The sequence below is a fragment of the Brevibacillus laterosporus genome (assembly GCA_007833815.1).
Classification (GTDB): domain Bacteria; phylum Bacillota; class Bacilli; order Brevibacillales; family Brevibacillaceae; genus Brevibacillus_B; species Brevibacillus_B laterosporus_D.
In genome coordinates, this window is record CP033464.1 from 4,856,477 (window position 1) to 4,881,212 (window position 24,736).

Annotated in this window: 22 protein-coding genes and 2 pseudogenes; 7 read left to right on the plus strand and 17 right to left on the minus strand. The window is 41.0% G+C overall.

All coding sequences use genetic code 11. From position 1 onward, the window contains the following. Positions 1-60 precede the first annotated feature (60 nt). Positions 61-678, plus strand: a complete 618-nt coding sequence (locus EEL30_23950) for an ImmA/IrrE family metallo-endopeptidase (GenBank protein ID QDX95075.1) — start codon at positions 61-63, stop codon at positions 676-678. Between the two features lie 471 nt (positions 679-1,149). On the opposite strand, the gene EEL30_23955 is transcribed toward EEL30_23950, so the two are convergent. Both EEL30_23955 and EEL30_23960 read right to left on the minus strand, forming a co-directional pair. Next, positions 1,150-1,431 (minus strand): hypothetical protein, encoded by a 282-nt coding sequence (locus EEL30_23955; GenBank protein ID QDX95076.1) that lies wholly within the window; start codon positions 1,429-1,431, stop codon positions 1,150-1,152. 308 nt (positions 1,432-1,739) lie between these two features. Then, positions 1,740-1,898, minus strand: a pseudogene (locus tag EEL30_23960) (YolD-like family protein). Positions 1,899-2,034: 136 nt separating this feature from the next. On the opposite strand from EEL30_23960, the gene EEL30_23965 reads away from it, so the two are divergent. Both EEL30_23965 and EEL30_23970 read left to right on the plus strand, forming a co-directional pair. Continuing rightward, positions 2,035-2,481: a MarR family transcriptional regulator gene (locus EEL30_23965; GenBank protein ID QDX95077.1), complete on the plus strand. Its 447-nt coding sequence runs from the start codon at positions 2,035-2,037 to the stop codon at positions 2,479-2,481. A gap of 12 nt (positions 2,482-2,493) precedes the next feature. Beyond that, positions 2,494-3,759 (plus strand): MFS transporter, encoded by a 1,266-nt coding sequence (locus EEL30_23970; protein ID QDX95078.1) that lies wholly within the window; start codon positions 2,494-2,496, stop codon positions 3,757-3,759. A 66-nt stretch (positions 3,760-3,825) separates the two neighbouring features. Here EEL30_23970 and EEL30_23975 read toward each other — a convergent pair whose 3' ends face one another. Then, positions 3,826-4,224 (minus strand): hypothetical protein, encoded by a 399-nt coding sequence (locus EEL30_23975; GenBank protein QDX95079.1) that lies wholly within the window; start codon positions 4,222-4,224, stop codon positions 3,826-3,828. Further along, positions 4,221-5,456, minus strand: a complete 1,236-nt coding sequence (locus tag EEL30_23980) for a DNA polymerase IV (GenBank protein QDX95080.1) — start codon at positions 5,454-5,456, stop codon at positions 4,221-4,223. Before EEL30_23980 ends, EEL30_23975 begins: the two co-directional genes overlap by 4 nt. Before the next feature lie 157 nt (positions 5,457-5,613). Here EEL30_23980 and EEL30_23985 point away from each other — a divergent pair. Further along, positions 5,614-6,016 (plus strand): annotated as a pseudogene (locus EEL30_23985) (MarR family transcriptional regulator). A 413-nt stretch (positions 6,017-6,429) separates the two neighbouring features. Here EEL30_23985 and EEL30_23990 read toward each other — a convergent pair. The 6 genes from EEL30_23990 to EEL30_24015 form a co-directional block, all read right to left on the minus strand. Then, positions 6,430-7,500 carry a hypothetical protein gene (locus EEL30_23990; protein QDX95081.1) on the minus strand — a complete coding sequence of 357 codons (1,071 nt, stop codon included), beginning with the start codon at positions 7,498-7,500 and terminating at the stop codon, positions 6,430-6,432. Positions 7,501-8,019: 519 nt separating this feature from the next. Beyond that, the gene (locus tag EEL30_23995) at positions 8,020-8,202 is read right to left on the minus strand and encodes a hypothetical protein (GenBank protein QDX95082.1); all 183 of its coding nucleotides are present in this window, start codon (positions 8,200-8,202) and stop codon (positions 8,020-8,022) included. A 79-nt stretch (positions 8,203-8,281) separates the two neighbouring features. Further along, positions 8,282-8,731, minus strand: coding sequence for a GNAT family N-acetyltransferase (locus tag EEL30_24000; GenBank protein ID QDX95083.1), 450 nt, complete (start codon positions 8,729-8,731; stop codon positions 8,282-8,284). A gap of 170 nt (positions 8,732-8,901) precedes the next feature. Beyond that, positions 8,902-9,408, minus strand: coding sequence for a hypothetical protein (locus EEL30_24005; protein ID QDX95084.1), 507 nt, complete (start codon positions 9,406-9,408; stop codon positions 8,902-8,904). 66 nt (positions 9,409-9,474) lie between these two features. Next, positions 9,475-10,695, minus strand: coding sequence for a hypothetical protein (locus EEL30_24010; protein QDX95085.1), 1,221 nt, complete (start codon positions 10,693-10,695; stop codon positions 9,475-9,477). A gap of 55 nt (positions 10,696-10,750) precedes the next feature. Then, a complete protein-coding gene (locus EEL30_24015; protein ID QDX95086.1) occupies positions 10,751-10,936 on the minus strand; it encodes a hypothetical protein in 186 nt (61 codons plus the stop codon). Positions 10,937-12,003: 1,067 nt separating this feature from the next. On the opposite strand from EEL30_24015, the gene EEL30_24020 reads away from it, so the two are divergent. Then, a complete protein-coding gene (locus EEL30_24020) occupies positions 12,004-12,918 on the plus strand; it encodes a hypothetical protein (protein QDX95087.1) in 915 nt (304 codons plus the stop codon). 136 nt (positions 12,919-13,054) lie between these two features. On the opposite strand, the gene EEL30_24025 is transcribed toward EEL30_24020, so the two are convergent. Next, positions 13,055-13,489, minus strand: a complete 435-nt coding sequence (locus EEL30_24025; protein QDX95088.1) for a hypothetical protein — start codon at positions 13,487-13,489, stop codon at positions 13,055-13,057. 221 nt (positions 13,490-13,710) lie between these two features. Here EEL30_24025 and EEL30_24030 point away from each other — a divergent pair, with 221 nt between their 5' ends. Beyond that, positions 13,711-15,219 (plus strand): hypothetical protein, encoded by a 1,509-nt coding sequence (locus EEL30_24030; GenBank protein ID QDX95089.1) that lies wholly within the window; start codon positions 13,711-13,713, stop codon positions 15,217-15,219. A gap of 157 nt (positions 15,220-15,376) precedes the next feature. Further along, positions 15,377-16,663, plus strand: a complete 1,287-nt coding sequence (locus EEL30_24035) for a hypothetical protein (GenBank protein QDX95090.1) — start codon at positions 15,377-15,379, stop codon at positions 16,661-16,663. A 178-nt stretch (positions 16,664-16,841) separates the two neighbouring features. Here EEL30_24035 and recG read toward each other — a convergent pair whose 3' ends face one another. From recG to EEL30_24065, 6 genes are all read right to left on the minus strand, one after another. After that, the gene (gene recG / locus EEL30_24040; GenBank protein ID QDX95091.1) at positions 16,842-18,896 is read right to left on the minus strand and encodes an ATP-dependent DNA helicase RecG; all 2,055 of its coding nucleotides are present in this window, start codon (positions 18,894-18,896) and stop codon (positions 16,842-16,844) included. After that, the gene (gene sdaAA / locus EEL30_24045; protein QDX95092.1) at positions 18,889-19,779 is read right to left on the minus strand and encodes an L-serine ammonia-lyase, iron-sulfur-dependent, subunit alpha; all 891 of its coding nucleotides are present in this window, start codon (positions 19,777-19,779) and stop codon (positions 18,889-18,891) included. The genes recG and sdaAA overlap by 8 nt, the downstream gene beginning before the upstream one ends. Positions 19,780-19,882: 103 nt before the next feature. After that, entirely contained in the window at positions 19,883-20,548 is a 666-nt protein-coding gene (sdaAB, locus tag EEL30_24050) for an L-serine ammonia-lyase, iron-sulfur-dependent, subunit beta (GenBank protein ID QDX95872.1), read from the minus strand. Between the two features lie 93 nt (positions 20,549-20,641). Continuing rightward, positions 20,642-21,802 (minus strand): Ger(x)C family spore germination protein, encoded by a 1,161-nt coding sequence (locus tag EEL30_24055; protein ID QDX95093.1) that lies wholly within the window; start codon positions 21,800-21,802, stop codon positions 20,642-20,644. Continuing rightward, positions 21,786-22,895 (minus strand): spore gernimation protein, encoded by a 1,110-nt coding sequence (locus EEL30_24060; GenBank protein ID QDX95094.1) that lies wholly within the window; start codon positions 22,893-22,895, stop codon positions 21,786-21,788. The genes EEL30_24055 and EEL30_24060 overlap by 17 nt, the downstream gene beginning before the upstream one ends. Continuing rightward, positions 22,879-24,429, minus strand: coding sequence for a spore germination protein (locus tag EEL30_24065; GenBank protein QDX95095.1), 1,551 nt, complete (start codon positions 24,427-24,429; stop codon positions 22,879-22,881). The genes EEL30_24060 and EEL30_24065 overlap by 17 nt, the downstream gene beginning before the upstream one ends. Between the last annotated feature and the right edge of the window lie 307 nt (positions 24,430-24,736).

A 24,736-nucleotide genomic window follows, 5' to 3' on the forward strand; every position in this document is an offset into this window, starting at 1 on the left:
TAAAAAAGCAGAACAAATATTCGTATTTTTAGGTTATAATTTAGGAGGGAGGGGGTTTTCATGAATCTCGAATTATATCAAATGACACCTTTAGAAGACTGGATTTCCGCTAGCTATCAAAGACATGGCTTTCTAGCCCCTGAGGAATTGCATCTAGAAGAGATTGCCGAGTTGTTTGGAGGCGAAATTGCTTTTACAAGGCTACCATCCCACGTAAGATGGTGCGAGAAAAGCGGAGACTTTCTCATTTTTTTACACCAGCATTTATCAGAAACCCAACGACGAGCAGAATTTTTTCATGAATTATGTCATCCATTGCGTCACTCTGGCAACCAGCTTTCTTTGCCACCTGCTCTGCGCGACTTACAGGAAATGCAGGCAGGTCACTTTCAACTGTACGCAGCTATGCCCTTTTATTTACTTCAGACATTAACCATGCCAAGATATGAGCGGGATTGGCTAAATCAGCTAGCTCTAGCTTTTCGCGTACCTATCTCATTGGCCTCCCGTCGATGGGAACAAATCAAGCGGCGCATCTGGTTGGCACAGGAACAAAAATGGAATATGACGGGTTATCAGCAAAGAGGAAGACAAGCTACTGATCTTCCTCTCCAAACTCCCGAAACGAGACGCTTGCTTATTCAATTGCAACAACAATTATCTAAACAACGAAAGTAGGCTAGCTTTAGAAAAAGGTTTAAGCATTTTTTTGGGACATGTTCATCCAAATTTCTCTGTTGCTAACCATTATGTCTTGTTTACTATCGAAAGTTCTACTATTTTTTGCTAACAAGCGCCATTTTACTTTATCATTCATATTTTTCATACATATGTATCTAATCGTCATTTAAATGGGATAAGCAGCCACTTGAGTTCAGCTTTCTTGTTTCCTTTTGAATATGCTCTTGTAACATGCACTCATCCAAAACATACAGGCTAGCTCATCTGAGGCAGTCTGTTTTGTTTTTATAGGGGTGTGTAAGCTAATCATTATTAATCTCAAAATAAGAAAAAGGTGGGCAAAAAATAAAGAAGGAATAAAAAGCTCTCTTTCCAAGCGAAAGAGAGCCATGCAGCAGTTGCATTCGTGTGTAATTAGTTTCATTTTAGTAGGTTTAGTTGTTTGAGTGTTTTCGTTTCGTTTGACTTTTATGATCCGCTAGTGACATCTACTTGCTTTTTTACGATATGATGGCCAACATCTAGGCCTTTTGCTAGCAATTCTTCTTCTGTCAAAACCGTCAGCTGTTGATTTTTCGAAGGCATCGGCATCAATCCACCTAGTGGACTGAGCATGCGGCAGTTGGTGTCTGTCTCGATAACGACGTACAAACCCTTCTTTTCCATTTGTTCAATCAGATTCGCCCAACGCTTTGCATCCATCAATTCCGCGTGCTTGGTTAAAACCATGCCCATCTCTTGTGCTAACATTTGTAATCCCCTTTTGTGCTCATGCGTGTTTTGGTATAAATCTCACGTTACATACAATACAGCGAAAAGGGTTCCCAACGCAAAATGCATTTTCGCACAAAAATCCAGTGAAAAATACATAATTTCAGTTAGAAACGTAAAATAGATCGTTCAATCTTTGCCAATCTTGATTTTTTACGTTACTACTCATTTTCTCTGTATTTCCATGATATTTGCTCATGTTTATTTTTCCTTTTATCATCCACATTCTTTTCAAAACCAACAATTTTTTTGAATAACTGCTTGGTAGCTAATCCTTTCACCAGCTTTCACCAGCTCTCCTCCACTTCAGCAGCCAAATTTCTTTGGTAGTTAAGCCAAGATACTCCGTTCTCCGTCTGTAGCTTAAGTCGTTGTGACACAGGATCAACATGTAGCACATGCCCTACCATACGCTGTTCTCCCTCATCATCGTAATAACGTAGGGTCGATCCTATTCGGGCATTTTATGACGAGTCTGGGTTCCCTCATATCAAAAGTTCGTTCAACTAAAGATATTTACAAAAATAATTGTCTTACATATAATTGTCATAGCAAGTATTTTCTTAGAAAGGAGGAACTCCCTTGACCAAACAAATTGTATCCGAGGATTCTATAGGCTTTATGCTGGGGCAGACCTACCGCAAAATCGTTTATCTGCTCTCTTCGCGCTTAAAGGACTTTGATATTACTACCGAGCAATTTTCACTTTTGTATCAATTGGATAAACAAGACGGTATTAATCAAAAAGAACTAGCACATCGCACATCCAAAGATCAACCGACTACAACCCGAATTTTGGATGTACTCTATAAAAAAGGATTGATTCACAAAAAAACGTCCGAAAATGATCGTCGCGCTTTTTTGCTTTTTTTAACCGATGCTGGCAAAGAAATGGTCAAACAAACACTTCCCATCGAGCAGCAAACCATTCAGGAAGCACTTCACCACATTTCGGATGCTGATCTGGCGTTTATGAAACAGCTTTTACAACAAATGAGTGAGAATGCTCAAAAACAGATAGAGTCTTAGGAGTGGTACGTTTTGTTAGGAGAACAAGAGAAACTTTGGTCTAAAAAATTTATACTGTTAACTGTCTGTAATCTGTTGTTATTTCTTAACTTACAAATGATCCTCCCCGCTTTTCCGGCCTATGTCAAAGAGACCTTCCATGCTAATGACTTTATGATCAGTCTAGTGACAAGTCTCTTTGCCTTGTCTGCCATTGTGACACGGTTATTCGCAGGTGAGTTGCTGAAGCGTGGTAAGATGACCTTCTTACTATTCTCAGGATTAGCAATTGCCGCCCTCTCTACAGCCGGTTACTATTGGTGTGGAACCATAGCCATGTTGCTTGTTATGCGAGTTTGCTACGGAATCGGCTTTGGGATGTCCAGTACAACCTTCCCCACGATGGTTTCCCACGTCATTCCGATTCGCCGTATTGGAGAAGGGATGGGTTACTTCGGTTTATCTACAAGCCTAGCCATGTCTATTGCGCCGATGATTGGACTATGGGTATTAGCAACGTATGGCTTTGGAGCATTGACTACCTCTTCTACTCTGTTGATTTTCTTGATCTTCCCTTTGCTGTACCTAGTTTTGCCAAAAGAAAATCATGTAGCTACTACAAATACCGAACCCATTATGCAAACAGACGTTAAGGCGTTCAACACGCAATCAGTACTAGAATCTGTACCATCCAGCCGCGCTTCATTTCTGGATAAAAACATCTTGCTTCCCTGCTTTTTAAACCTCTTGCTGTCAGTTACTTATGGCGGCTTACTTAGCTTTTTAGCTTTATTCGGAAAAGAAATGCAGATCGACAATGTAGGTAACTTCTTTTTGTTTAACGCGCTAGCAATTCTGTGCATTCGCCCGCTATCTGGCAAAATCTTTGACCAAAAAGGACATATAGCTGTTCTGATTCCTGGTGCTTTGCTAGTCATCGCTGGTCTACTATCCCTCTCCTTCACTACTGGTATGATAGGTCTTATCTGTTCGGCTGTATTGTATGGTTTAGGCTACGGAACCTTGCAGCCTTCTATGCAAGCTTGGATCATTAAGGAAGTGAGCCCCGATAAGCGAGGAATGGCTAACGCTGCTTTTCTCAACTCTATTGACTTGGGAGTTGCGATCGGTTCTATGTTGCTCGGCGTAGTAGCATCTAGTGCCAATTATGCGATCATGTATCGAATCTCCGCTTTAGCCATGGTGACCTATGTGCTAGCTTACCTGTTCTTCTTAATGACACGTGGGAGACGCATGAAGCGAGAGCTAGCTAAACACGCTGAGAACGTAAAGCTGTAGCATGAGAAAGTGAGATCATGACGTAGATATTAAGCAGCACACTCGGTTTTGGGAAATCTCTAGTTTTCAACCAATCCCCTGCTTGCCTCCACTTCCTGCACCATCCTGCTGCTCCTCTCCCGTCAGCCATTGCTGGACACGCGCCTGACATTCTGCCCGCAATAATTCGGGGGAGTAGAGTAGTTCGTGTACATAGCCATTGAGCCGGGCCTGCACCCGATACAACCCCTCTTTGGTCTGTGTGCCAATCACTTCGCATCCTCTGTCTAGTAGGGCTCTGCGCAGATAATGATGTCTACGCTCTGCCCAACGCGACAGGTGCTCTAATAAGTTGATATAGGAGAGGGACAATGGAATTTGTCGCAAAGTCTGCCGATCCACCATTGCCACTTTAAACAACAAATCAAACAAGATACATTCGCGCACATGCTCCTGCCATTCGGTAGGAACGGCTGGCTGGCTCATTTATAGTGTCCCCCGATCTTGTGTGCTCTCTCCTTCACTTGACCGGCCGAGAGCACCGAGACTGCGCGTATAATCGCATCATTGCCAAAGCGAGATCGAATGCCATCCATGGTGTAGGCAAGAGATCGCTTTTTCATTTTGTCTTCAAATAAACTAAGCTGACACACATCATCTGGTGTCAATTGTCCAATGTGAACGCCCACGCTACGTACCGGGGAATGCTCCCAATGACGCTCAAATAACTCCAAGACAACTGCATAAATCGTCATCGCATCGTTCGTAGGCTCCAGCATTTTCATTTGGCGGGAAAAACCTGTCGGCACATCAAAATCTGCCCCTCGACATCCAACAGATATGACCCAGCCCATTCGTTCTTTGCTTCTAGCCCTGCGACACACTTCTTCACATAGCTCCAACAAAACCACCTTAATCTCTGCCGCTGTATGATAGTCACGCGGCAATGTCATATGGTGACCAATTCCTTTCTGAACATCATGCGCCTTAACCGACACAGGTGACTCATCAATGCCATGTGCAGTCCGCCACAGCACTTCTCCATTTACTCCAAAGCGCTTAATCATGACCTCAAGTGATGTTTCTGCTAGCTGACCAATTTTGTACAGACCCATACGATGAAGATGACGCTTCATCCGTGAGCCCACACCAAACAACTTTTCAATGGGTAACTGCCACAGCGTTTCATCTAGTTCCGCTTTTTTAAGACAAAAAATACCATTTTCTCGCTTTTTAGCCATATCGCACGCCATTTTAGCCAAAGCCTTATTCTCGCCAATTCCCACTCGACAGACTACACCCGTCTCCATGAGAACACGTTGTCTAATCTTAGTCGCAATCACTTCCGGATCAGTACCAAATAACCGCAAGCTGCCCGTGATATCTAGGAACTGTTCGTCAATCGAAAAGGGCTCCACTAGATCGGTAAAGGATTCAAAAATAAGCGTAATCTGCGCCGCTACCTCCAAATAACGTTGCATGCGGGGGCGTACTACCACAAGATGACGGCATTTTTGTTCGGCTTGCCACAAAGGCTCTGCTGTGGTCACGCCATATGCTTTTGCTAATGGACAAGCAGCTAGTATCACACCGCTCCGCCTCTTCGGATCACCAGCCACCACGACCGCTTGATCACGAAGATCCGGATTGGCTGCTTTCTCAACGCTTGCGTAAAAGCTTTGCATATCGATTAGAAAAATCACCCGCTTCTTGTTCATATCGAACACTCCTATCGAACATATATTCTCATTAAACAGTATAGCAAACGCATGTTCTTATTTATACTATGAACGCGGAGGTAATTTTATACAGTCGACAGATACGCGGACTACCAATTCATTTACATAAACCTTTATTTAATGGGTCTCCGATAATGTGTTAGATGCCGTCGATATAGACTTAGCATCTCTTGGAATCTCCGAAAGTAAATTAGGTTTCTTGTTGTTATTCATTTTGCGCCAGTGAAGAAGAAACTAATATGAGTCCATCAGCTATAGCTGATCGGTTAGGTATTGAACGTGCTTCTGTCACAAGCCTACTCGATTGGATGGAAAAACGAGGGCTTATTATACGATACAGCCACCCACAAGATCGTAGGAGATTAATCATCAAGATCACAGAAAAAGGAAAAGAGATTACTTTTCGCTCGTTACCGGTTTTCTGGTCCTCTTGTGCCTCTTTACTAGAAGAATTTACTCAAGAAGAATGTCAGGTCTTAGAAAAATTATTAACGAAAATGCATGAAAGAACAAAATCGAAGCTGAAAAAAGAAAGATAAATACGTTGATCATAAAAGTTACCGATTCAGCACCCCCTGGAAAAAAGATCAGCTCCAATATAACCTTCAACATTATGGGAACTATACCGCAATCTAAAACGAATAGCGATGTTAGAAGGTACAATTACCCCAACCAGTTCTAAAGAAATAGCTGAAGTATGGAGTAAAGCCGTTACAGATCGCAACGGAGCTATCCAATTTTCTGTTTTTTCTCATGATCTAAGAGAAAAGAAAAATGGTACATCTCTGACATTAAAATGAAAGACAGCTCCACTTTAGGAGTTTGGAATACCTATCAAAGCTTTCCAGCGAACAAGTAGGAATTAGATAAAACAATGGCAGTCTAGAACTTTTGTTCTGGACTGCCATTGTTGCATGCAAAGGATACCGTAGCTTATTACGGGGTTTCTTGGTTATTTGGATGGATCCTCTAGCAGTATGAAATTATTAATATAGCTGTCGGACTTTGAATATATTTTGGTAATTTTACGAGTTTTGAAGTCATAATAGTATAATCCATTTGGTGGCCCGTCTACTGTTACGTCATTATTTTTCAGAGTCGTTTTAAGGTTTCCTTTTATGAAAAGGCCTTGTTTGTCAGGAGCAAAATATGCCTCTTCGATTGTATTTAGTTCTGGAATAATAAGTGGCTCTTTTTTGCCTGAATGAAAGTAGTAGAGATACAATTGTTTTTCTTTAAAAACCTTAGAGCCACTTTTTATCAGTGCAACTTCTGTATTTGTTGAGACAGAGAATAATCTGATTACTTCTTTTGCTTTGTATAATTCTCTTTGTTTTATTTGTTCCCCTTGATTCATATCGTATTCGACGACGCGATGAGTGGCCGCATCTACGTCAGGTGCTTGTTCTTTCGCTGCTTTTCTGGAAAGTGATCTGCGTTCCTGAGTAGAATAGAGAGTAGCATACAGCTTTTTTGTAAATGGGTTATACATTAGATGTTCTACTGCGGTATCGTCATCATTTTGGGGAACCCAAAATGATAGTTTTTTTGTTTGTAAGTCATACGAAGCTAATTGGACCGAGGATTTTGTTTTTTCGGCAGCGGCTACAATAATTTGATTTCCCACTGGGATAATATAATTGATTGCAAATAAATTGGTGGTCAATTTCTCCTTCTTTTTCGTAGCTAGATCAAGTTTTACCAGTTGATCGGACCCTGTAGAATCACGTTCGGAATAATAGAGTGACTGATTATTTAGGTCAACGGCTCCAAGAGGGTATTGAGCGGTATCAGGGGTTTTAGCGACTTCTTTTATGATTTTCGTATCTATATCGTATGTAAAAAAATAGTTTTCACTTTGTTTGTTTGTCAAGGTGAGAGAAAAATAGTCAGAATTGTTATGTTCTACAGCATTTGTGGCTGAGGGCGGAACAGTTGTAGTGTTGGTGGTGCTTGTATTTGGTGTACAGGCATTGATCACTACAGATACAATAAGAATGAACATGTTAAAGATTTTTTTCATCTGGGGGAACCCTCCTTTATAACAAGTGAGATACATGAAAAAGAGATAAGTGTCGTGAAATAATTCGACACTTATCACAAATCAGTTATTGTTGAATAACTTTTTGAAGTATGAGTTACGCTCTAGAGGAGTATCAGGTCTACTTTTCGTAGAAGGTTCTTCCCTCAAATCGACCAGTATTTTTTTTTCTGTCTACGGGAGAATCAAAGTCATCTTCCATTTTTTCAGGCATGATATCTAGGACTGCATTAGGAAGGCCACCAACATCTGCCTTATATACATAGTCAACAATATCGTTATTTAAGAATGTTTTTATCGATTTGTTATTTCTTAAGTAGAATAATTTAAACAGACAGTTCAGATAAAAAAGATACCTAAATGCGGATACATCCTTTCAAATTTCATCGGATAAATGATTCAAAACTCCATAAAAAATAAAGAATACCGATATCTCCAATCCACAGAAGATTACCGGCACCTAAATATTTCTATTTCTTCTTTTTCGCCCCTTCAGTTAGCTCAACATTTTCCTTGCTTTTTCAATTCTGTAATTTGCTTATTATAAGATTCGCTTTGTAGTTTTAACTCTTGCTCATGATCTTCTCGCAACTGTTCGATGCGTTCATATAGAGATTGAATTTTAGCTGTATATTCTTCATTTGCCTTCTGTAGCTTGTCCTGGAATTCAGTGTGAAACTGCATAACTCGCGTTCTTACTCAACATCCTTCTTTTCAAAGATACGCTCAATCTCTGACTTGTGACGCTATTCAGATTGACGTATTAGTATCCTTTAGTTTTGATCAATTGAGTATTTCCCACAACTTCAAACCCTAATCTTGTGTAATAGTTAAACACCCTCTTATTGGAAGGATTTGTTTCTAGCTGAAGGGCTACGATATTATCCATTTTCTCTATACAATTAAGAAAATAAGCACCTATCCCTCTACTTCTAGAATCTTCTTTAACGTATAACTCATCTATGAATAGAATGTTTCCACCATACTCGTTACTCCAAAAGTAAGCCAGTATTGAATATCCGATAATTTCATTGTTGTTTAATAAAATGATAATCCGAACCTTTTGTGGATTTTTTTTACACTCGTTAATAGTAGCGTTTACTTTCGTACGGTTCATTGGTTGACCTTCAAGATCTTTGCTATAGAGGGAACTTACCATTTCAAGAAATTCATTATAGTCAGCATCCAAATAATCCCTTACCTTTATATCCATCTCTATATCACCTGTCTAATTTTTAAAAATTGTACCATATGAGGGTGCACTTCAAGAAAGCGCAGGGTTTTTATTAGTTTCTTAGTCGTAATTGTAGCATGTACGGATACAGACACTGATTTCCGAGGTATAGCGAGCTTAGGAGACAAGTGTGGCCACCTCTATAAAAATCACAATTTGCGTATAAATTCTTTTACTTTCCACTTGCCGTTTTCTTTCACTAAAATAATTTGACCATATCTTAGTCTTTCTATGTTCATTGATTCCATATTTAGTTCACTCTCTGCCTGTTTTTTAAATATCATCGCACCTACAATAAAGGTGTTATTTTGTCCCTCACCATCATCTGATAGACTCAAAACAATCTCATTTCCTTTATCCAATTCACCATTCTTAATAATCCATTCTTGAGCTGTTTTCACTTTTTCTACCTGATTCTTATCTTCAATTTTTAATACTGGTAGCGCTGGCCCAATCTCTTTGAAAATGGAGTCAATATCATCTACATATCTTTTCATGATGTTCTTTCTTACTTCCGCGTCTGTCTCGCTTGGGTTTTCAATTTCGGCAATCTTAGCTGTTGAATTGGCTGAACTTGTTTCTTTTGAATTCGAGAAATAAAACGTACTACCTACGATTGAGGCACCCACTATAAAACTGATTACGATTTTTTTCATTTGCTATCCTCCTAAAGAAGTATAGTGTCAAGATTAATCTTGACACTACTTATCCTCTTATTTATTTTATTCTTCTTCATTCCACTTGTTACCATAGATTAGCATGAATTCCATATCTAATTTTGATGGGCTTGCTCCCCCATACAATGCCTTTAAATTCTTATTTTTTTGATTATTGGTATGTGCACTGATGTAGATTTCTTCATAATCTGTTTTATCATTGTTATTATCATCATCAACTCGTGTTACGAACATCACATGTCCAGGTACATATATGAAGTCTCCAGCCTCGATCAACTTTGGTGAAGAGGATGCGCCTCCTTGGATACCATAATCATCATTGCTGTCATTTCTAGTAATAAACTTATAAAAATATTTTGTCCCTGTCCAATTCCAAGTAGAAGTTTCTCCTTTTTTATTGGCCCACCAATCGCTTCTCATAGGGTAATCCTTTGTAGAACTATCTCTACCACCTAGTCCATACCAGATTGCTTGAGAAACAAAGTTTTGGCAATCTGTGTCTCCATAGGCTTTGAATTGGCTGTTATTGTAATTGGACGTTGAGGTAGTATTGCTACTATCCGTATACTTTTTAGCATAGTATACAGCGTCTTCTCGATCAGATGCGCTGTAACCGTCCCATCTATCCCCAGGAATTTTAAACATTGATACCTCACCTGTTCGTTCAATTTTTGCTCGTTTTTCCGCCCACGTTTGTGGAATATTCTCTTCCTTAGTTTGTTCTAAAGAAACAGTTTCCTTTCCTAGGCGTTTGAAATCAGTACCGACATCGAATAATTCTTTTAAGTTATCCATATATTCGTCCTTAACAATGAGCCATTCACCATTTTGATTTATCAATTCTACCTTATGGTCAATCTCATTTTCGAAAGTATCCTTGAGAAAAGAGTATTCAATATTTTGGGTAAGTGACAATGTGACATTGGCTGTATCCCCCTTAACCTCAATATTTTTGATATCTATTTTATTTTTAAAGCCATTGATTTTAGTACCATCTTCATTATGTGAGTCGATCAAAAATTTTGCTCGTTCGATTTCATAATCCACTATTTCTTGCACTTCTTTGTTGTCATTGTCAAACATATTTCGGAGGTCTTGTAGGCTGTCTTTATCTTTATTTTCGATAGAGGAGAGCTCTGTATCAAAATAAGATTGTAATTGGGATGTAATCTTATTTTCATCTGATTGCTTATTGGAACTTGCTAGAGACGTGACTGGAGATAGAGCAAGTCCTAAAACTGAAAGAAATAAAATACTTTTCTTCATAAAAAATCCCCCTTAAACATTTGTTATTTTCTGAATTTTAAACTCCTTAACAGTCCTACTTTGATAACAGTTGGACGTTCTGAAAACAATCACCTTCCTTTTTATGTATAATTATTCTAATTATTACTATAAACCATTCTACAAAAAAACCTATACTTAGAAAAACGGTAAAAAACAGCACTCTCTCTCGTTTAGAAAGTGCTGGGTTTATTTCAACTTCCTGCTCCATGATTGTATGCAATCACTGCACTAGCCTCTTTACCTATCTCCATTATTAACACACCTGCTCCATGTTCGTATTGTATAATTTTTTGATTCAACAGGTTATGCAACTAAACAGTCCAAAGATCATTCACACCGAAAGTAAAAAGACCTTTGTTGCTATAGAATTTAAGATAAAATATAAGGAATTGATATTAGGAAGCAGGAGGGGGTTGCAAAGAAGTCAGAAATTGGTCTTACAATGACTTCCTGACTTCTTCAAAGCTTGTTACGAAAAAGGATAGGTTTTATGGTTTCCCACTCCGAATGGGTGCACCTTCCCTACTAAAGGAATATATGTTCTTCATTATACTGTAGGGAAAGGTAAAATTCCCCTCTATCTCAAAACACAGACTTTCTAGGCTTCTATCATGAACTATGAACTGATGAAATCATGTATAAAACGACTAATACAAGATACATCGTTAGGGGATTTAGTGCCTGGTGGAATTAAGTAGAAGTCCTTTTCTATCAATCTTTTACTGTTTGCGCCTACTTTTATATTAGTCAGTAACAATCTGACGAAGATTCGCCTCATCCAACCCTCACTCCCCTTCACCATGTAAACGAATCACCCCCACTAAAATGTGACAACTAGCTACCTGTTTTTTTACATATTGTTTTGATTTTATTGTAAACGACTGGGTACTGTGCTAAAATCGGGTTACTTTATAGGAACGGAGGGTTATGTGTGGCAAATCAATATATCCGAATGAGAATTTTGTACACTACAATTTAATAGTGCTCAAAGCCTCTGCCTGTGAGTAGAGCAATCGGGATTGGTCTGCCTTACAAGAAAACCCTATTTAGTCATATGCTGAAAGAGGGAGGGACGCATCTGCCCTCTTTTTTTGTATGCCTTCTTTCTACTGTCGCTCATCATGGACAAATAATCGTTACGCATATCTATCTATTTTCGATTCCATGACCAAGGGATTTTTTTGCGATCTCCTTTTCCAATTATCGAAACACAGGCAACGAGTCTGTGTTTTTTTGTTGTCCAGTCTAGTGAAACACCATTCTATGTAAACAAAGGGTGCATAATCTATGACATCTGATCAAGAAATGCTAACCATCGCCAGGAAAAATGGTCTCATATTACAGGATACTCAGGTGGAAATAAATGAATCAGGGATGGACTTCCGTGTGGCATTCGCGAAAGATGAGGAAGGCATTTCATGGGTGTTACGCCAACCTAGACGTCAGGATGTATACAAACGTGCCGTCAATGAACACCATGTTTTGAAGCTGGTACAGAACCACCTTCCCGTCGAGATACCGAATTGGCGAATTTTCACAGAGGAGATAATCGCCTATCCGAAATTGCGTGGAATTCCAGCCGCTACGATGGATATAGAAGCAAAAGCATATAAGTTCCAAATCGACCATCAAGCACTCCCTGCTTCTTTCATCGATTCATTAGCCAGCACACTCGCCGCCTTACATGGGATTGATCATGAACAAGCATCGTCAGCCGGCATACGTATTCAGAATCCATCCGAAGCAAGGGAATCAATGATCAAGAGAATGGATCAGATACAATGTGAGCTAGGTGTTTCCGAAGCTCTGTGGGAGCGGTGGCAAAAATGGACTTCTGACGATACGTACTGGCCACAGCATTCTGTCCTCGTACACGGAGATTTGCACCCACCACATATTTTGATTGACATTGACAACCGTGTAAGTGGTCTATTGGATTGGACAGAGGCTGAGGTTTCTAATCCAGCAACAGACTTTGTACTGTATTACGCCATTTTTGGAGAGATTGCGCTTGATGCCCTACTCAAAAAATACCATGCCGCGGGAGGGCGAATTTGGCCACGAATGCGTGAACATATCATCGAACAATGGGCAGCCTATCCTGTCTTGATTGCCATGTTTGCGTTAACGACCGGAAAAAAAGAGGATATAGAGATGGCTCAAGTAGCACTCGGAGTACTTCCATCAGAAGAAAAGTCTTAAATTAAAACGTTGTGAATGTCTACCCTCTGGCGTTGGCAAATCCCGCGTTTCAGAAAAATAACCGTCCATAAAATTTTATACGGTCCGCTCATAAAAAAAAAGAACCAGTCTACCCTTATACGGGTTTAGACTGGTTCTATGTTTGTAGCAATCTTTTTTGAAACAGATCATGAGCCTGATACTCATCTTCCACTTGAGAGGACAACGATGCGTGCAAGGCACCAAAAAAATGAGAAACATGCCGATAACAGGCCCCAAGATCACCCATACAGGAGCGTTTTGCTGATAAAACATCAATGGTACTTTTGCCTGTAAACAAGGAGTAGACAGAGATAACCACATCATATTGGTGAAACCATTCGGTTGTCTCCAACATGATTTCCCCTCGTTCTGCATCTAAATGAATGATCTGCCACTTAGGCAAATAATGTTCCACGGTCCAAAGTACAATCAGTACTAGCTCAGTCTGATCCATCTCGTAATAACGCGTGGCTAACATGGGGTCCCAAGCCTGTTCATATGTTTCTTCCTGCGTTCGCCACAAGCCAGTGATAATGCGTAAAAAAGACATGTTGCCCTGCTCCTCTTTCCATCGTGCTGTAGATACTAAGAATCATCATAGTGAAAAAAGAATCTTTCGCCAACTACTTCCGTTAAATGACGCAACTTTGCCACAATTAAAAACGCTTTCATCATGTGAATGTAAGTGCGCAACTATTCTTTTTCTATTTCGTCTTATATATGTAATCATTTACCATCAAATTTCCTATCAAACAGGGGGTTTTTCTTTTCATGAAAAAATGGCTTTTCATACTCATGAGTAGTACGTTCTTATGTGGTTTCTCCCTAGTTCAACCCATATTTGCCCACACAGCTATGAACACGTCCATACTTGCAAGACAAGCACCAAGCGATGCAAATACGCAACAGAATAATCCTTTCGTGCCTAAGCCTGATCTAAGCAAACAGGACGTATGGATTCAGCTCAACAGCGAGCCACGAATTCACTCTCCGCTGCAATCCCTGGTTTCGCCCAATGAGCAGGAATACACCCTGTTTTTCCGTGAAACGATGGAAAGACAATCTGTAGAAGATGCTTTACGTAAAAATGTGGTGACAGATACGGAGGCCATACCCACTAGCCTTTCCTTTAGTTGGGTCAGCGATGTTGAGCTAAAAGTAGGGGCTAAGCAGGAGCAAGAGCTAGATAAATCCGACGCCTTTGCTGAATATCAATTACAACCAGTAGGTGCTAAAACGAAAAGCGGACACGTGTTAACAAACGAACAATTTCTTAAGCTCCACCTGAAATCTCCAGAACAGATGTATAAATTATCTCTTATTGACAATAAAGTGACCGTACTAACAGAGTTTACAGATGCTCCAGCTAGCATGACACTCATCGGCTTGGAAAAAAGATTTTTGTTAAAAGAACGATTTTTAGACTATTGCTATTGTGACGGTCCACTTCGCAAACTGGGCTCCATCTACGATATCAATACAAAAACTACGCAACAATACCCGATCCCTCTGGATACTACTTATATAGGAAAAGGTGACTTCATTGCAGATACACGCGGGTTCTTTTATGAAACACCCAAAACATCCTTAGAGAAATATGTACCCAAAAATATGACTGCTCATCGCATTCAATTACCAGAATACGTACACGGAGCTAGTTTTACTAAAGATTATCAAAAGATTTTGCTGGCTTTGGGAACCGAACGACAAGTAGAGAATTTCGATCTGGGAATCTATGATCTAAAAACCAAGAAACTAACAAAACAGTCTAAAGCCCTTCTAGGAACTCCTGCCATAAGCTCTGTTTCAGATAGTTATCTTCCCATCACTTTTGAAGACTTAGGAAATATCGTTCTTGTATATATGAACGGATTGACTCCCAATAAAGAGTATCGGGAACTCCCCTTAATCTTTGACTGGAAAACCCAAAAAACTCATACATGGATGACTTCAGAAGAGGTTGACTTCCCCTCCTTCCAAGTATCGGATGATGGTACGTATAAGTATTTCTATTATCCAAGCAGTGTGACAAAAGATGATAAACCACTTGCACAGAACCTGCCAGAAAAAATAAAACACGCCATATGGCTACCTAATACAACTACTCTTGCTTTCTTAATCAATGTCAATATGGACACGGAGAAAGAAAGTAGCTATGCTGTTGTATTACATGACGTCGATCAAAATAAGAGTGTTACCCTGCCAGAACGCTTCAAATTGTCCCATCAAATCCAGGCTAGCCCTGACGGTAAAGAAGTGTACATGGCGGGACGTAAGTAAATCTTTCAGAGCCTTCAGCATCAAGAAAGAGCCACAATCTATTTTCACGTACACATAAGACCGGGTAGTAATTCTGTATCATTCCGAAAACAGCCTGGACGTTTCCCGTGAAACCTTTTCAGACGAAATCTCGTATCTTCCAATAGAGGTGATAATTATGGATAAACGATTGCAAGAAATTATTAATGCTACAAGCGAAAAATTTGGTCTGCAAGCATATCACTTACATACCAGCCGTTTATATACAACCGTGGATACTATTCGTGGTACAACCTATCAATTAAGCATGGAATGGTTTGTAAATGGGGTGACAGAACGTACGGAGGAAGACCTGAATCCATCTGGTACAGCCGTAATTGAATATGATATTAGCTCCAAACGCTATAATAGTGTCATTTTTGTCGGGGGAGAAACATTTGCAACGAGTTCCTCACGCTTTGCTACTATTTCAGAAGTAATTGAGTGGATAGAAAAAGAAACAGGACTTCGCCATAAAGAGCAGTTCATTCTAAATGGACGGAAACAGCCATCTACCACCTACAATTTTATCGCCTGCCATAACGGAATTCCTCTTTCTCCAGGGGGAATGATCACCGTAGCACATAATGATGCGGGGCAACTTATTGATTTTTCAGTAAGTAGGTCGTTTCCTGTAAAAGAAACGATTAAAGAAGAACCGTATACACTTACCCTAGATGCGGATGTGCTACGAATCGCAGACGAACAAATCAGCTTAATCGAGTTCCCCTCAACGGAGGAAAATAAATGGGTGCCGGCATATGCACTCGAAGAGATTTATATCACTAATGATCTATCAGCAACATATCCCTTTGAATTTTTAGTAGATAATCGTTTTCGATTGGATATCGATCACATATTTCAATGGAAAACACCATTAACGCTTACCTATGAGGAACAAAAACTTTCCCTGTTTCAGAACCAAGAGGAAGTGACGGCTGAACAAGCCTTCTCTAACGAATCACATCCAGATATGCTGCCAATCACATTGGATGAGCAGCAACAAGCCATTCATGCGATATCAGACTTTTTACGTTCTATCTATCCAACAGAGTCTGGACGCTGGAGACTAACCTATCTGTATCGGCAAAATAACTATATCCAAGCAGTGCTCCGACCTGTTTCTAGCACCAAAGTGATATCAGGTAAAATCGTCGTGTTCCTAGATTCTAAACAGCTACAAATCGTTTCCTATTTCGATAATCAGTTTTTTTGGAAAGAGGTATACGAGAATCTAGAGCAAGCTGAACCTATTACAATTGAAAAAGAAATCGCCTTCGAGAAACTGAAACAGCATATCACTTTAACACCTATGTATGTATTACATCCAGACGGAACCCATTATGTATTGTGCGGAAAACTAGATTGCGACTATGGAGTGCTAGCATCAAGCGGAGATGTGATTTTGTTAGATTCCATCGAGTAGTAGAAAGATACCCTCGATTCACGTTATTTAAACCAGTTTCTGGAAAAATAAGAGTAACCCCCTCTTTCTTCTATATTAAAGAAGCAAAAGGGGGTTTTCCATGTATGCACTAATAAGCACAGGTTCCTGTTCGGTATATGTTTTTCGAACGGATCCCTAGACGAAGGTGGCAGTCCACCTAATCTAGAACTGTACCATCCAAAATTCCCTGCTCTCGCAAGTATGCGCGCAAATATGCATACGCAGGCTCTGACCAAAACTTATCTGTGTTAACCATAACCGCTGCTTCCTGGCGAGCTACCTCCAATGCTTTATAGTCACTGAGTAAATCTGCTACCTTAAAGTCAGGCACCCCGCTCTGCTTGGTTCCAAAGAAATCACCCGGACCTCGCAGTTCCAAGTCGCGTTGAGATAATTCAAAACCGTCGTTCGTTTCACACATGACACGCATCCGTTCTTTTCCAACTTCCGATTTCGGATCGGCAATGAGCACACAATACGACTGATCTGCACCACGACCAACACGCCCCCGCAACTGATGCAACTGGGCAAGACCAAATCGCTCGGCATCATAAATGACCATGAAGGTTGCATTGGGCACGTTTACCCCAACCTCTACAACGGTCGTAGAAACAAGAATTTGGGTTTTTGCACTAGCAAACAACTGCATGACTGCATCCTTCTCCTTGGACGGTAAACGACCATGCATCAAGCCCACTTGATACTCCTGAAAATACATACTTAATTGCGCATGCACATCAATCGCATTTTGCACATCCAGCTTGTCCGATTCTTCAATCAAGGGACAGATTACATAAGCTTGGCGACCTTGTGATAATTCTGCCCGCATCCGTTCTAACACCTGATGAAACTGCTCATGCTTAGCCCATGAAGTCTCTACTGGTTTACGTCCGGCAGGCATCTCATCGATTACAGAGACATCCATATCGCCAAAAGCCGTGATTGCCAACGTACGTGGGATCGGTGTGGCTGTCATGAACAAAACATCTGGATAGAGTCCCTTGTTACGTAACACACGCCTTTGTTCTACTCCAAAACGATGCTGCTCATCTGTTATCACCAGACCCAGCTTGGAGAAAAATACATCGTCCTGAATAAGTGCGTGCGTACCAACTACTACATCTAGAGTACCTGTTTGCAAAGCCTCAAGAAGCTCTCGACGTCTTTTGCCTGTAACAGAGCCTGATAACAATGCAATCTGTAGCCCCAATGGTTCTAATAAATTTTTTAATGAATGCAGATGCTGTTCGGCCAAAATTTCTGTCGGCACCATTAAAGCCCCTTGGTAGCCAGCCTTAACTGTGGCATACAGGGCAATGGCTGCTACTACTGTTTTACCTGAGCCTACGTCTCCTTGCAATAAACGATTCATCGCATAGGGTGCCTGCATATCGTCTAGCACCTCTTTTACCACACGTTTCTGAGCTCCCGTTAACGGAAACGGTAGGGAACACACGAATTTTCGCACTAACTCCAATGGAATGGCTTGGGTAATCCCCTCGGTCTGCTGGCGTGTTATACGGCGAAAAGCCTGCATTTTCACTTGAAACAAAAATAGCTCTTCAAACATAATTCGCCGACGAGCTTGATGCCCTTCTTGTGCATCCCCCGGAAAATGGATCAACTCTATCGCCTCATGACGTGGCAACAAGCGGTAGCGTTCCAGAAGTTCCTGAGGCAAAATTTCCGGAATCAGCTTACCGTATTTCTCAAGAGCACGCTGGATGGTTTTTCGTAAAAATAAAAGATTGATGCCCGCACTTAAAGGGTAAACAGGGACTAGATCATTGCGTTTTTGCGCCCGCGGTGAATCCTTTTGTGTCATTTCACTCACGGTAATTTGTAATTTATGCTTGTCCCACTTACCTGTCACCACGATCTCTTTACCTGGAGATAACTGCGTTTTAACATACATTTGGTTAAACCAAACAGCCGTAACCACTACGCGATCCATGACAATTTTGACGCTGATCCGTGATTTTTTTTTGCCAAAAAAGCGAACAGAGGGTTCGCCGTAGACTGTGCCTACAAGAGTAACCCTCTCCTCATGTTTCACTTCAGTTAAATCGCGAATGCGATAATCTTCATAGCGCGACGGAAAATACTCTACTAAATCCTTGATGCTGTAGATGCCCAACGCCTCTAAATCTTTGGCCCTCTCTTCCCCAATTCCGTGCAGGTTGCTAACAGGACCAGCTAACAAATCAATCATGCTGATTCACCGGCACACCAAAGATTTTTGCCTCAATTGCACGACCTGTTTTCGTATCCGCCAACCCGCCTTGTGCCGTTTCCTTCAGGGTATTAGGCATACTGCATCCAATACGATACATCGCTAAAATTACTTCATCAGCAGGGATCACACTCTTAATTCCCGCCATCGCCATATCGGCAGCCACTGTTGCAATGGCTGCTCCCATCGCATTACGTTTCACACAAGGAACCTCAACCAAACCAGCTACCGGATCACAGACCAAACCAAGCATATTCTTCAAAGCTATTGCCACCGCTTGTGCTGATTCCTTTGGTGTACCTCCAGCCATTTCAACGATCGCTGCTGCTGCCATCGCTGTCGCAGATCCTACCTCCGCTTGACAACCACCAGCCGCTCCCGAAATAAAAGCATTGTTGGCAATGCAATATCCAATCGCCCCCGCTGCAAAAAGATAATTCACCATCTCCTCGCGCGTCGGGTTCAGCTTTCCTGATACAGCAAACAATGTTCCAGGTACAATTCCACAGGCACCTGCTGTTGGTGTGGCAACAATCGTCCCCATCGCCGCGTTCACTTCATTCACAGCGACAGACATACTTACAGCATTTAACAACGTTTTACCTGATAAAAACGGTTTTTCCTTCATATATTGTTGCAACCTTTTAGCGTCTCCACCAGTCAGACCACTATGCGAACGAATATCTTCGGTCAATCCCCGTTGCACCGCTTTTTCCATCACATCCAGATTGCGATACATCTCTTCCATAATAGACTCACGAGACCGCTCAGAAAAGTTCATCTCTGCATCAATCATGATTTGAGAAATGGGCTTTCCTTGTGATTCCGCCAGTTCCACTAGCTCTGCTACATTGCGAAACATGGACCTCAACTCCTTTTAGCACTTGCCTTCCAGTTCTATCTCCACTCCCATATACGGGACTCTGTTTTTTTTATAAAAGTACCCAATTGCGACAGCTCTAGGCTTATACAGTGGGCAACAATAATACACGCTCAATGGACGCCAAGCTTTCCATCTCCTGAATCGTCACCTGATCAACAAGCGTATCTAGCTCAATAATCATGAGAGCTAGACTCCCGCGCACCTGTCGAGATACTTCCATAAAGCCAATATTGACACGATGTTCGGCCAAAATCTCAGATACCTTGGCAATCATGCCAAAGCGATCTTCATGAAACACCAATAACGTAGGTGCACTGGCTGACAACGTTAATTGGAAACCGTTAATTTCTGTAATCAGCATCTTACCGCCGCCAATAGAAATTCCAACGATCTCCACACTATCATGCTCATCTGAGAGCTTAATCCGGGACGTGTTAGGATGCTCCGTCTGTAGCTCCGAGGTAGTAAGAATAACTTCAATTCCCAAGTCTTTTGCTATCTGTATAGAATCTTTCAATCGTAAATCACTTGTATCGAAATCAAGGATACCTGCCACAGTCGCTACATCTGAGCCATGCCCTTGATAGGTTTTTGCAAAGGAACCATAAAACGTGATTTCCGCCTTTTTTGGTTGTTTACCAAACAAAGTGCGAGCAACGCGTCCAATTCGAGCCGCTCCGGCTGTATGTGAACTGGATGGACCAACCATCACGGGTCCAATAATATCGAAAACGCTTTTAAATTTCATTTGAGCAGCCCTCGCTCTCCCAAAAATCTCGTACACCTTATTGTATCGCAGGTTAGGGAAATCGGCTACTTCCAAAAGCACACGTTGCACCACCTACTGAATCACTCCTCGGCTTTCTATCTGAATAGTAGGTATGATATTCACCCGTGCTTTTGAAAAGTGAGCAGGCCACTGATCTTGAACCTTCTTCCAATGAGGATACTCATAAGCTCTTGCATACCATCCAAAACCAAATGGATCCAACGCTTTCTGCTGTACCTTTGTAACTAGTGACTCTATTTCCGCCTTCATTTTGTTGCCAATTATATGTTCCAGCTTATCCTTTTCCTTCTCCAAATCAATAAAGATCGTTCGCTCAATGACACGTACGACAAATTCTAGGTTGACCGTAAAGACGAATTGATTATCTTGATAAGAGGTCAAAATCCTTGGCCGTATTTCTTGAATGTTCATCGTAACAAAGCCTTCCTTTTTCTGTTTACCCGACTGACCTTGCGAAAACAGAGCTGACGGAACTGATATTGTATAAGAGATCGGAGTTCTAGCTTTCCGTTTCAACATGAGCAGATATAGATTCTCTCGACGGTTCAAAGATAATTGCTGCCTGCCTGTTTTGTCCAATAAGGCAGTTCCTACTACCACGACCCCATCCTTATCTTTTTTTACCTCCATGATAGCTGGCGTAATCCCCTTGTCGTAAAGTAACGTATGAAATTCTTGAAGCGTGGTTGCTATTCCTTGATTAAGTTTGGAGCTATTTTGAAGGGCATCCGTAATATAGCGCGGCAAGATAGATTTATCAGGAAAGTTACTATGTACGAGATCAGACATTGATCCTTTTACCGACGCGAGCAGGAGATTTCCTACATTTTTAGAATCACGATACACCACATCCAGATAAGGAGCAATACCTCCCTCCTGCTTCAAAAGCGCTTCACCAAACATCACGACTTGCAATTTTCCTACAACTACCTGTCCCTGTGCCACACTGTTAAACACTTCTTTCGCTTGCCGAATCGTATGTGCTTTTGCCCCATAGACTGCGAATTTTTTTTTAGCATCTTTATCAAAGATAGGGTTCATTTCATACACCACTAGCTGATTGTCAGGCGTCCTATCCATCGCATAAATCAGAGCTAAATTAATATCTTCCACGAGAAGCTGATCCCCACAGCCACTCAAACTAATTAGACAGCAACAGGCACCCATGAAGCTAAGTAACTGAAAAACTTTACCTTTATCCCGCTTTTTCATTCAACTGTCGCCCCCTCCATCGACCAACCAGCATGGTATACAGCAAAAAGAGCACTGGAAACGTATATACGACAAAATAGCCCATCCATTGCCACGCCTCTTTCCAATACGTAATATCTGTATACGAAGGCTGATAAAACAGATAACTGATCGCATATACCAGCAAGATAACGTATGGTACTTGCCAGTCCTGCTTATGAAACAGTTGGGCAATATTCTCTATTGCAAAGAAAAAGTAAGGAATCACAGACGTGGAAAAAGTGAAAATATAGAAGGATAGATAGATGATCTCAAAGCGTTCCAAAAAGGAAAACTTAATCGGTTTGACCAAGGTAAGTGTAGGCCAAATAAACTTTGTGATTTCATCTGGACTAAAAAAGGAAAAACAGCTCAACGTAATTTGCAAATATACCAACAGTGTGATGGTATTTGCAATGATAACTCCTTTGACCGCATGCTTCTTATTCTCTAAATAAGGATAAAACAAAAATATCCACTCAAAACCTAAAAACGCTAATACCGTTACCTTCACCCCATGTAGAACAGGCATCCATCCCTCTTTAATCACAGGTAGCAAGAACGTAAGATGGCCATTCTTTAGTGAAAACAGCAAAATCAGGGGCATCCACAGTGTAAAGAAGAAAACGAACACCTGATATCGACAAATCAGTCGAACGCCCCCCCGTAAAGCCGTGTACGTGCAAAGAAGGAAGAGGACTACAATGAGAAATGTCATTGTATTGGGTAATACCCATTCTTTGATAATATAGATGCTGGTATAAAAGATCGTGATAGCTCCAAGTAATGAATATAGAATCCATACCACCATGACTGATTTACCTAAAAAAGAACCTAAATAGTGATTCAACACCTCGAGCATCGTTTTATGTGGGTGTTTAGACATGATACCGATAATGCAAAGACTAATTAGAATCGTTAACAAGTATCCGATAATAATAGAAATCCAGCCGTCGGTACCAGTTACACGAGCCAGGTCAGCAGGTAGAGTCAAAATACTACTACCTACCTCGATTCCACTGATGGTCAAAATAAATTGCAGTAAAGAGATTTTTCGATCAATCAATTTTTTCATGATGCCCACCCTCCCCTCCGTCGTTGTCTCCATGTCGATCAACTTGCTTGGGCTTGAGCTCTACTGGCCGTTTCTTCATCATCCACATGGGTAAACGGACGAAGGTATCCTTTAGTTCGGAAAAATGCATGGGTGAAAAAGAAGCTCCGTATGGAGTGCCAAGCGATTCTAGAGAGAGTAGATGCAAAATGAGAAGAATAAGCCCCCAAATGATGCCCACCATGCCGAATAAGGAAGCAACCAGCATCATGGGAAAGCGAATCATACGAATTCCAGCCGACATTTCCAAATTCGGAATAATAAACGAGGCAATTGCTGTCAGAGCCACTACAATCACCATGATATTACTAACCAATCCAGCCGATACAGCAGCTTGACCAATAACAATACCGCCTACGATACCAATGGTTTGACCAATGGGGGCCGGTAAACGTAAGCCAGCTTCTCGTAACATCTCAAGTACCAGTTCCATAATAAATGCTTCCAGAATCGGGGGTAGTGGAACTCTTTCACGCGATTCTCCAATCGTTAACAGCAAAGAGAGTGGTATTAATTCGTAATGAAATGATACGGTAGCAATATAAGTCGCAGGAGCTAAAATCGCGATAAAAAAGGCAAGAAAGCGCAACAAGCGGATAAAGGAAGCAACGATCCAGCGAACGCTGTAATCATCCACGGTTTGAAAATAAGAAAAGAAGGTCATCGGAGCCACTAGCACGCCTGGCGAGCGATCCATTATAATGACTACTCTACCTTGTAAGATGTGTGAAGCGGCTGTATCGGGACGCTCTGTCATGGAAAATTGAGGAAAGGGAGTGAATGCCTGATCCTCTAAATATCCCTCTAGTTCCCCTGTATTTAAAATGATATCAACGTTAAGCGATTCCAATCTTGTTTCAAGCTCTTCCAAAATACCAGGATTCGTCACGTCTTCCAAATACAAGAGCGACACTTTGACCCCACCACGTTCCCCAATGGTATGCTCCTTCACCTTCAGCTCACTACTAGGGATATAGCGTCGAATCATAGCAATATTGGCATTTGCTGTCTCGATAAATCCCTGATGAGCACTTTTAATAGCAGATTCGATCTGAGGTTCCTGAATAGCACGTTGTGGCCATCCTTGTGCTTCAATAAGAAAAGCATAAGAAAACCCATCCATAAATATAATGCAGCAACCATGAAACAAGGATTCCTCAATCTCAGCCCATAAAGTAATTTTTTTGATTTTGCCTACGCATAATACGGATTCTATTTTTTCGGGATATAAAGATTCCGTAACCAATAGGGGATGAACAATATCGCGATTTACAATGGTTTTATCTACCAAGCCATCTAAATAGACCAGCAGTGCCTTCTCCCCTGATTTTAAAGGGAGCTCACGCATGGTTAGCTCCGGAATTCCAGAGAATATCGTTTCCAATTTCGTCAGATTGGTATACATAGAAGAGTGGATACAGTTAGAATCTGTAGATCCGCTGCCTCTTGTCTGACTTCCCTGTCTAGTTGTCCAATATCGTTGGAAGAATGACATGACCTCACCTTTTTATTCAATGTGAACCTCTACGTTCCATCTTGATATTGAAATCTGTATGTGTATGATTTGCCAAAAAGGGAGTAGAGATTCTCTTATCAAGGGAAAAAAGAATGTTCGAATATTCTGGACAACGATAGAACTCATTTTTGTCACGTTCATGAACGGTGAATATCCCCATATGTAGCCTTTCCATCTGCCATCAAGTCTATTGACCCAGATCCCATATATTACCACAACAAAAAACACCTTACTTAATCGCAACCAACACGATTCAAGCAAGGTGCTTCTCTTATTTTCTTGTTTT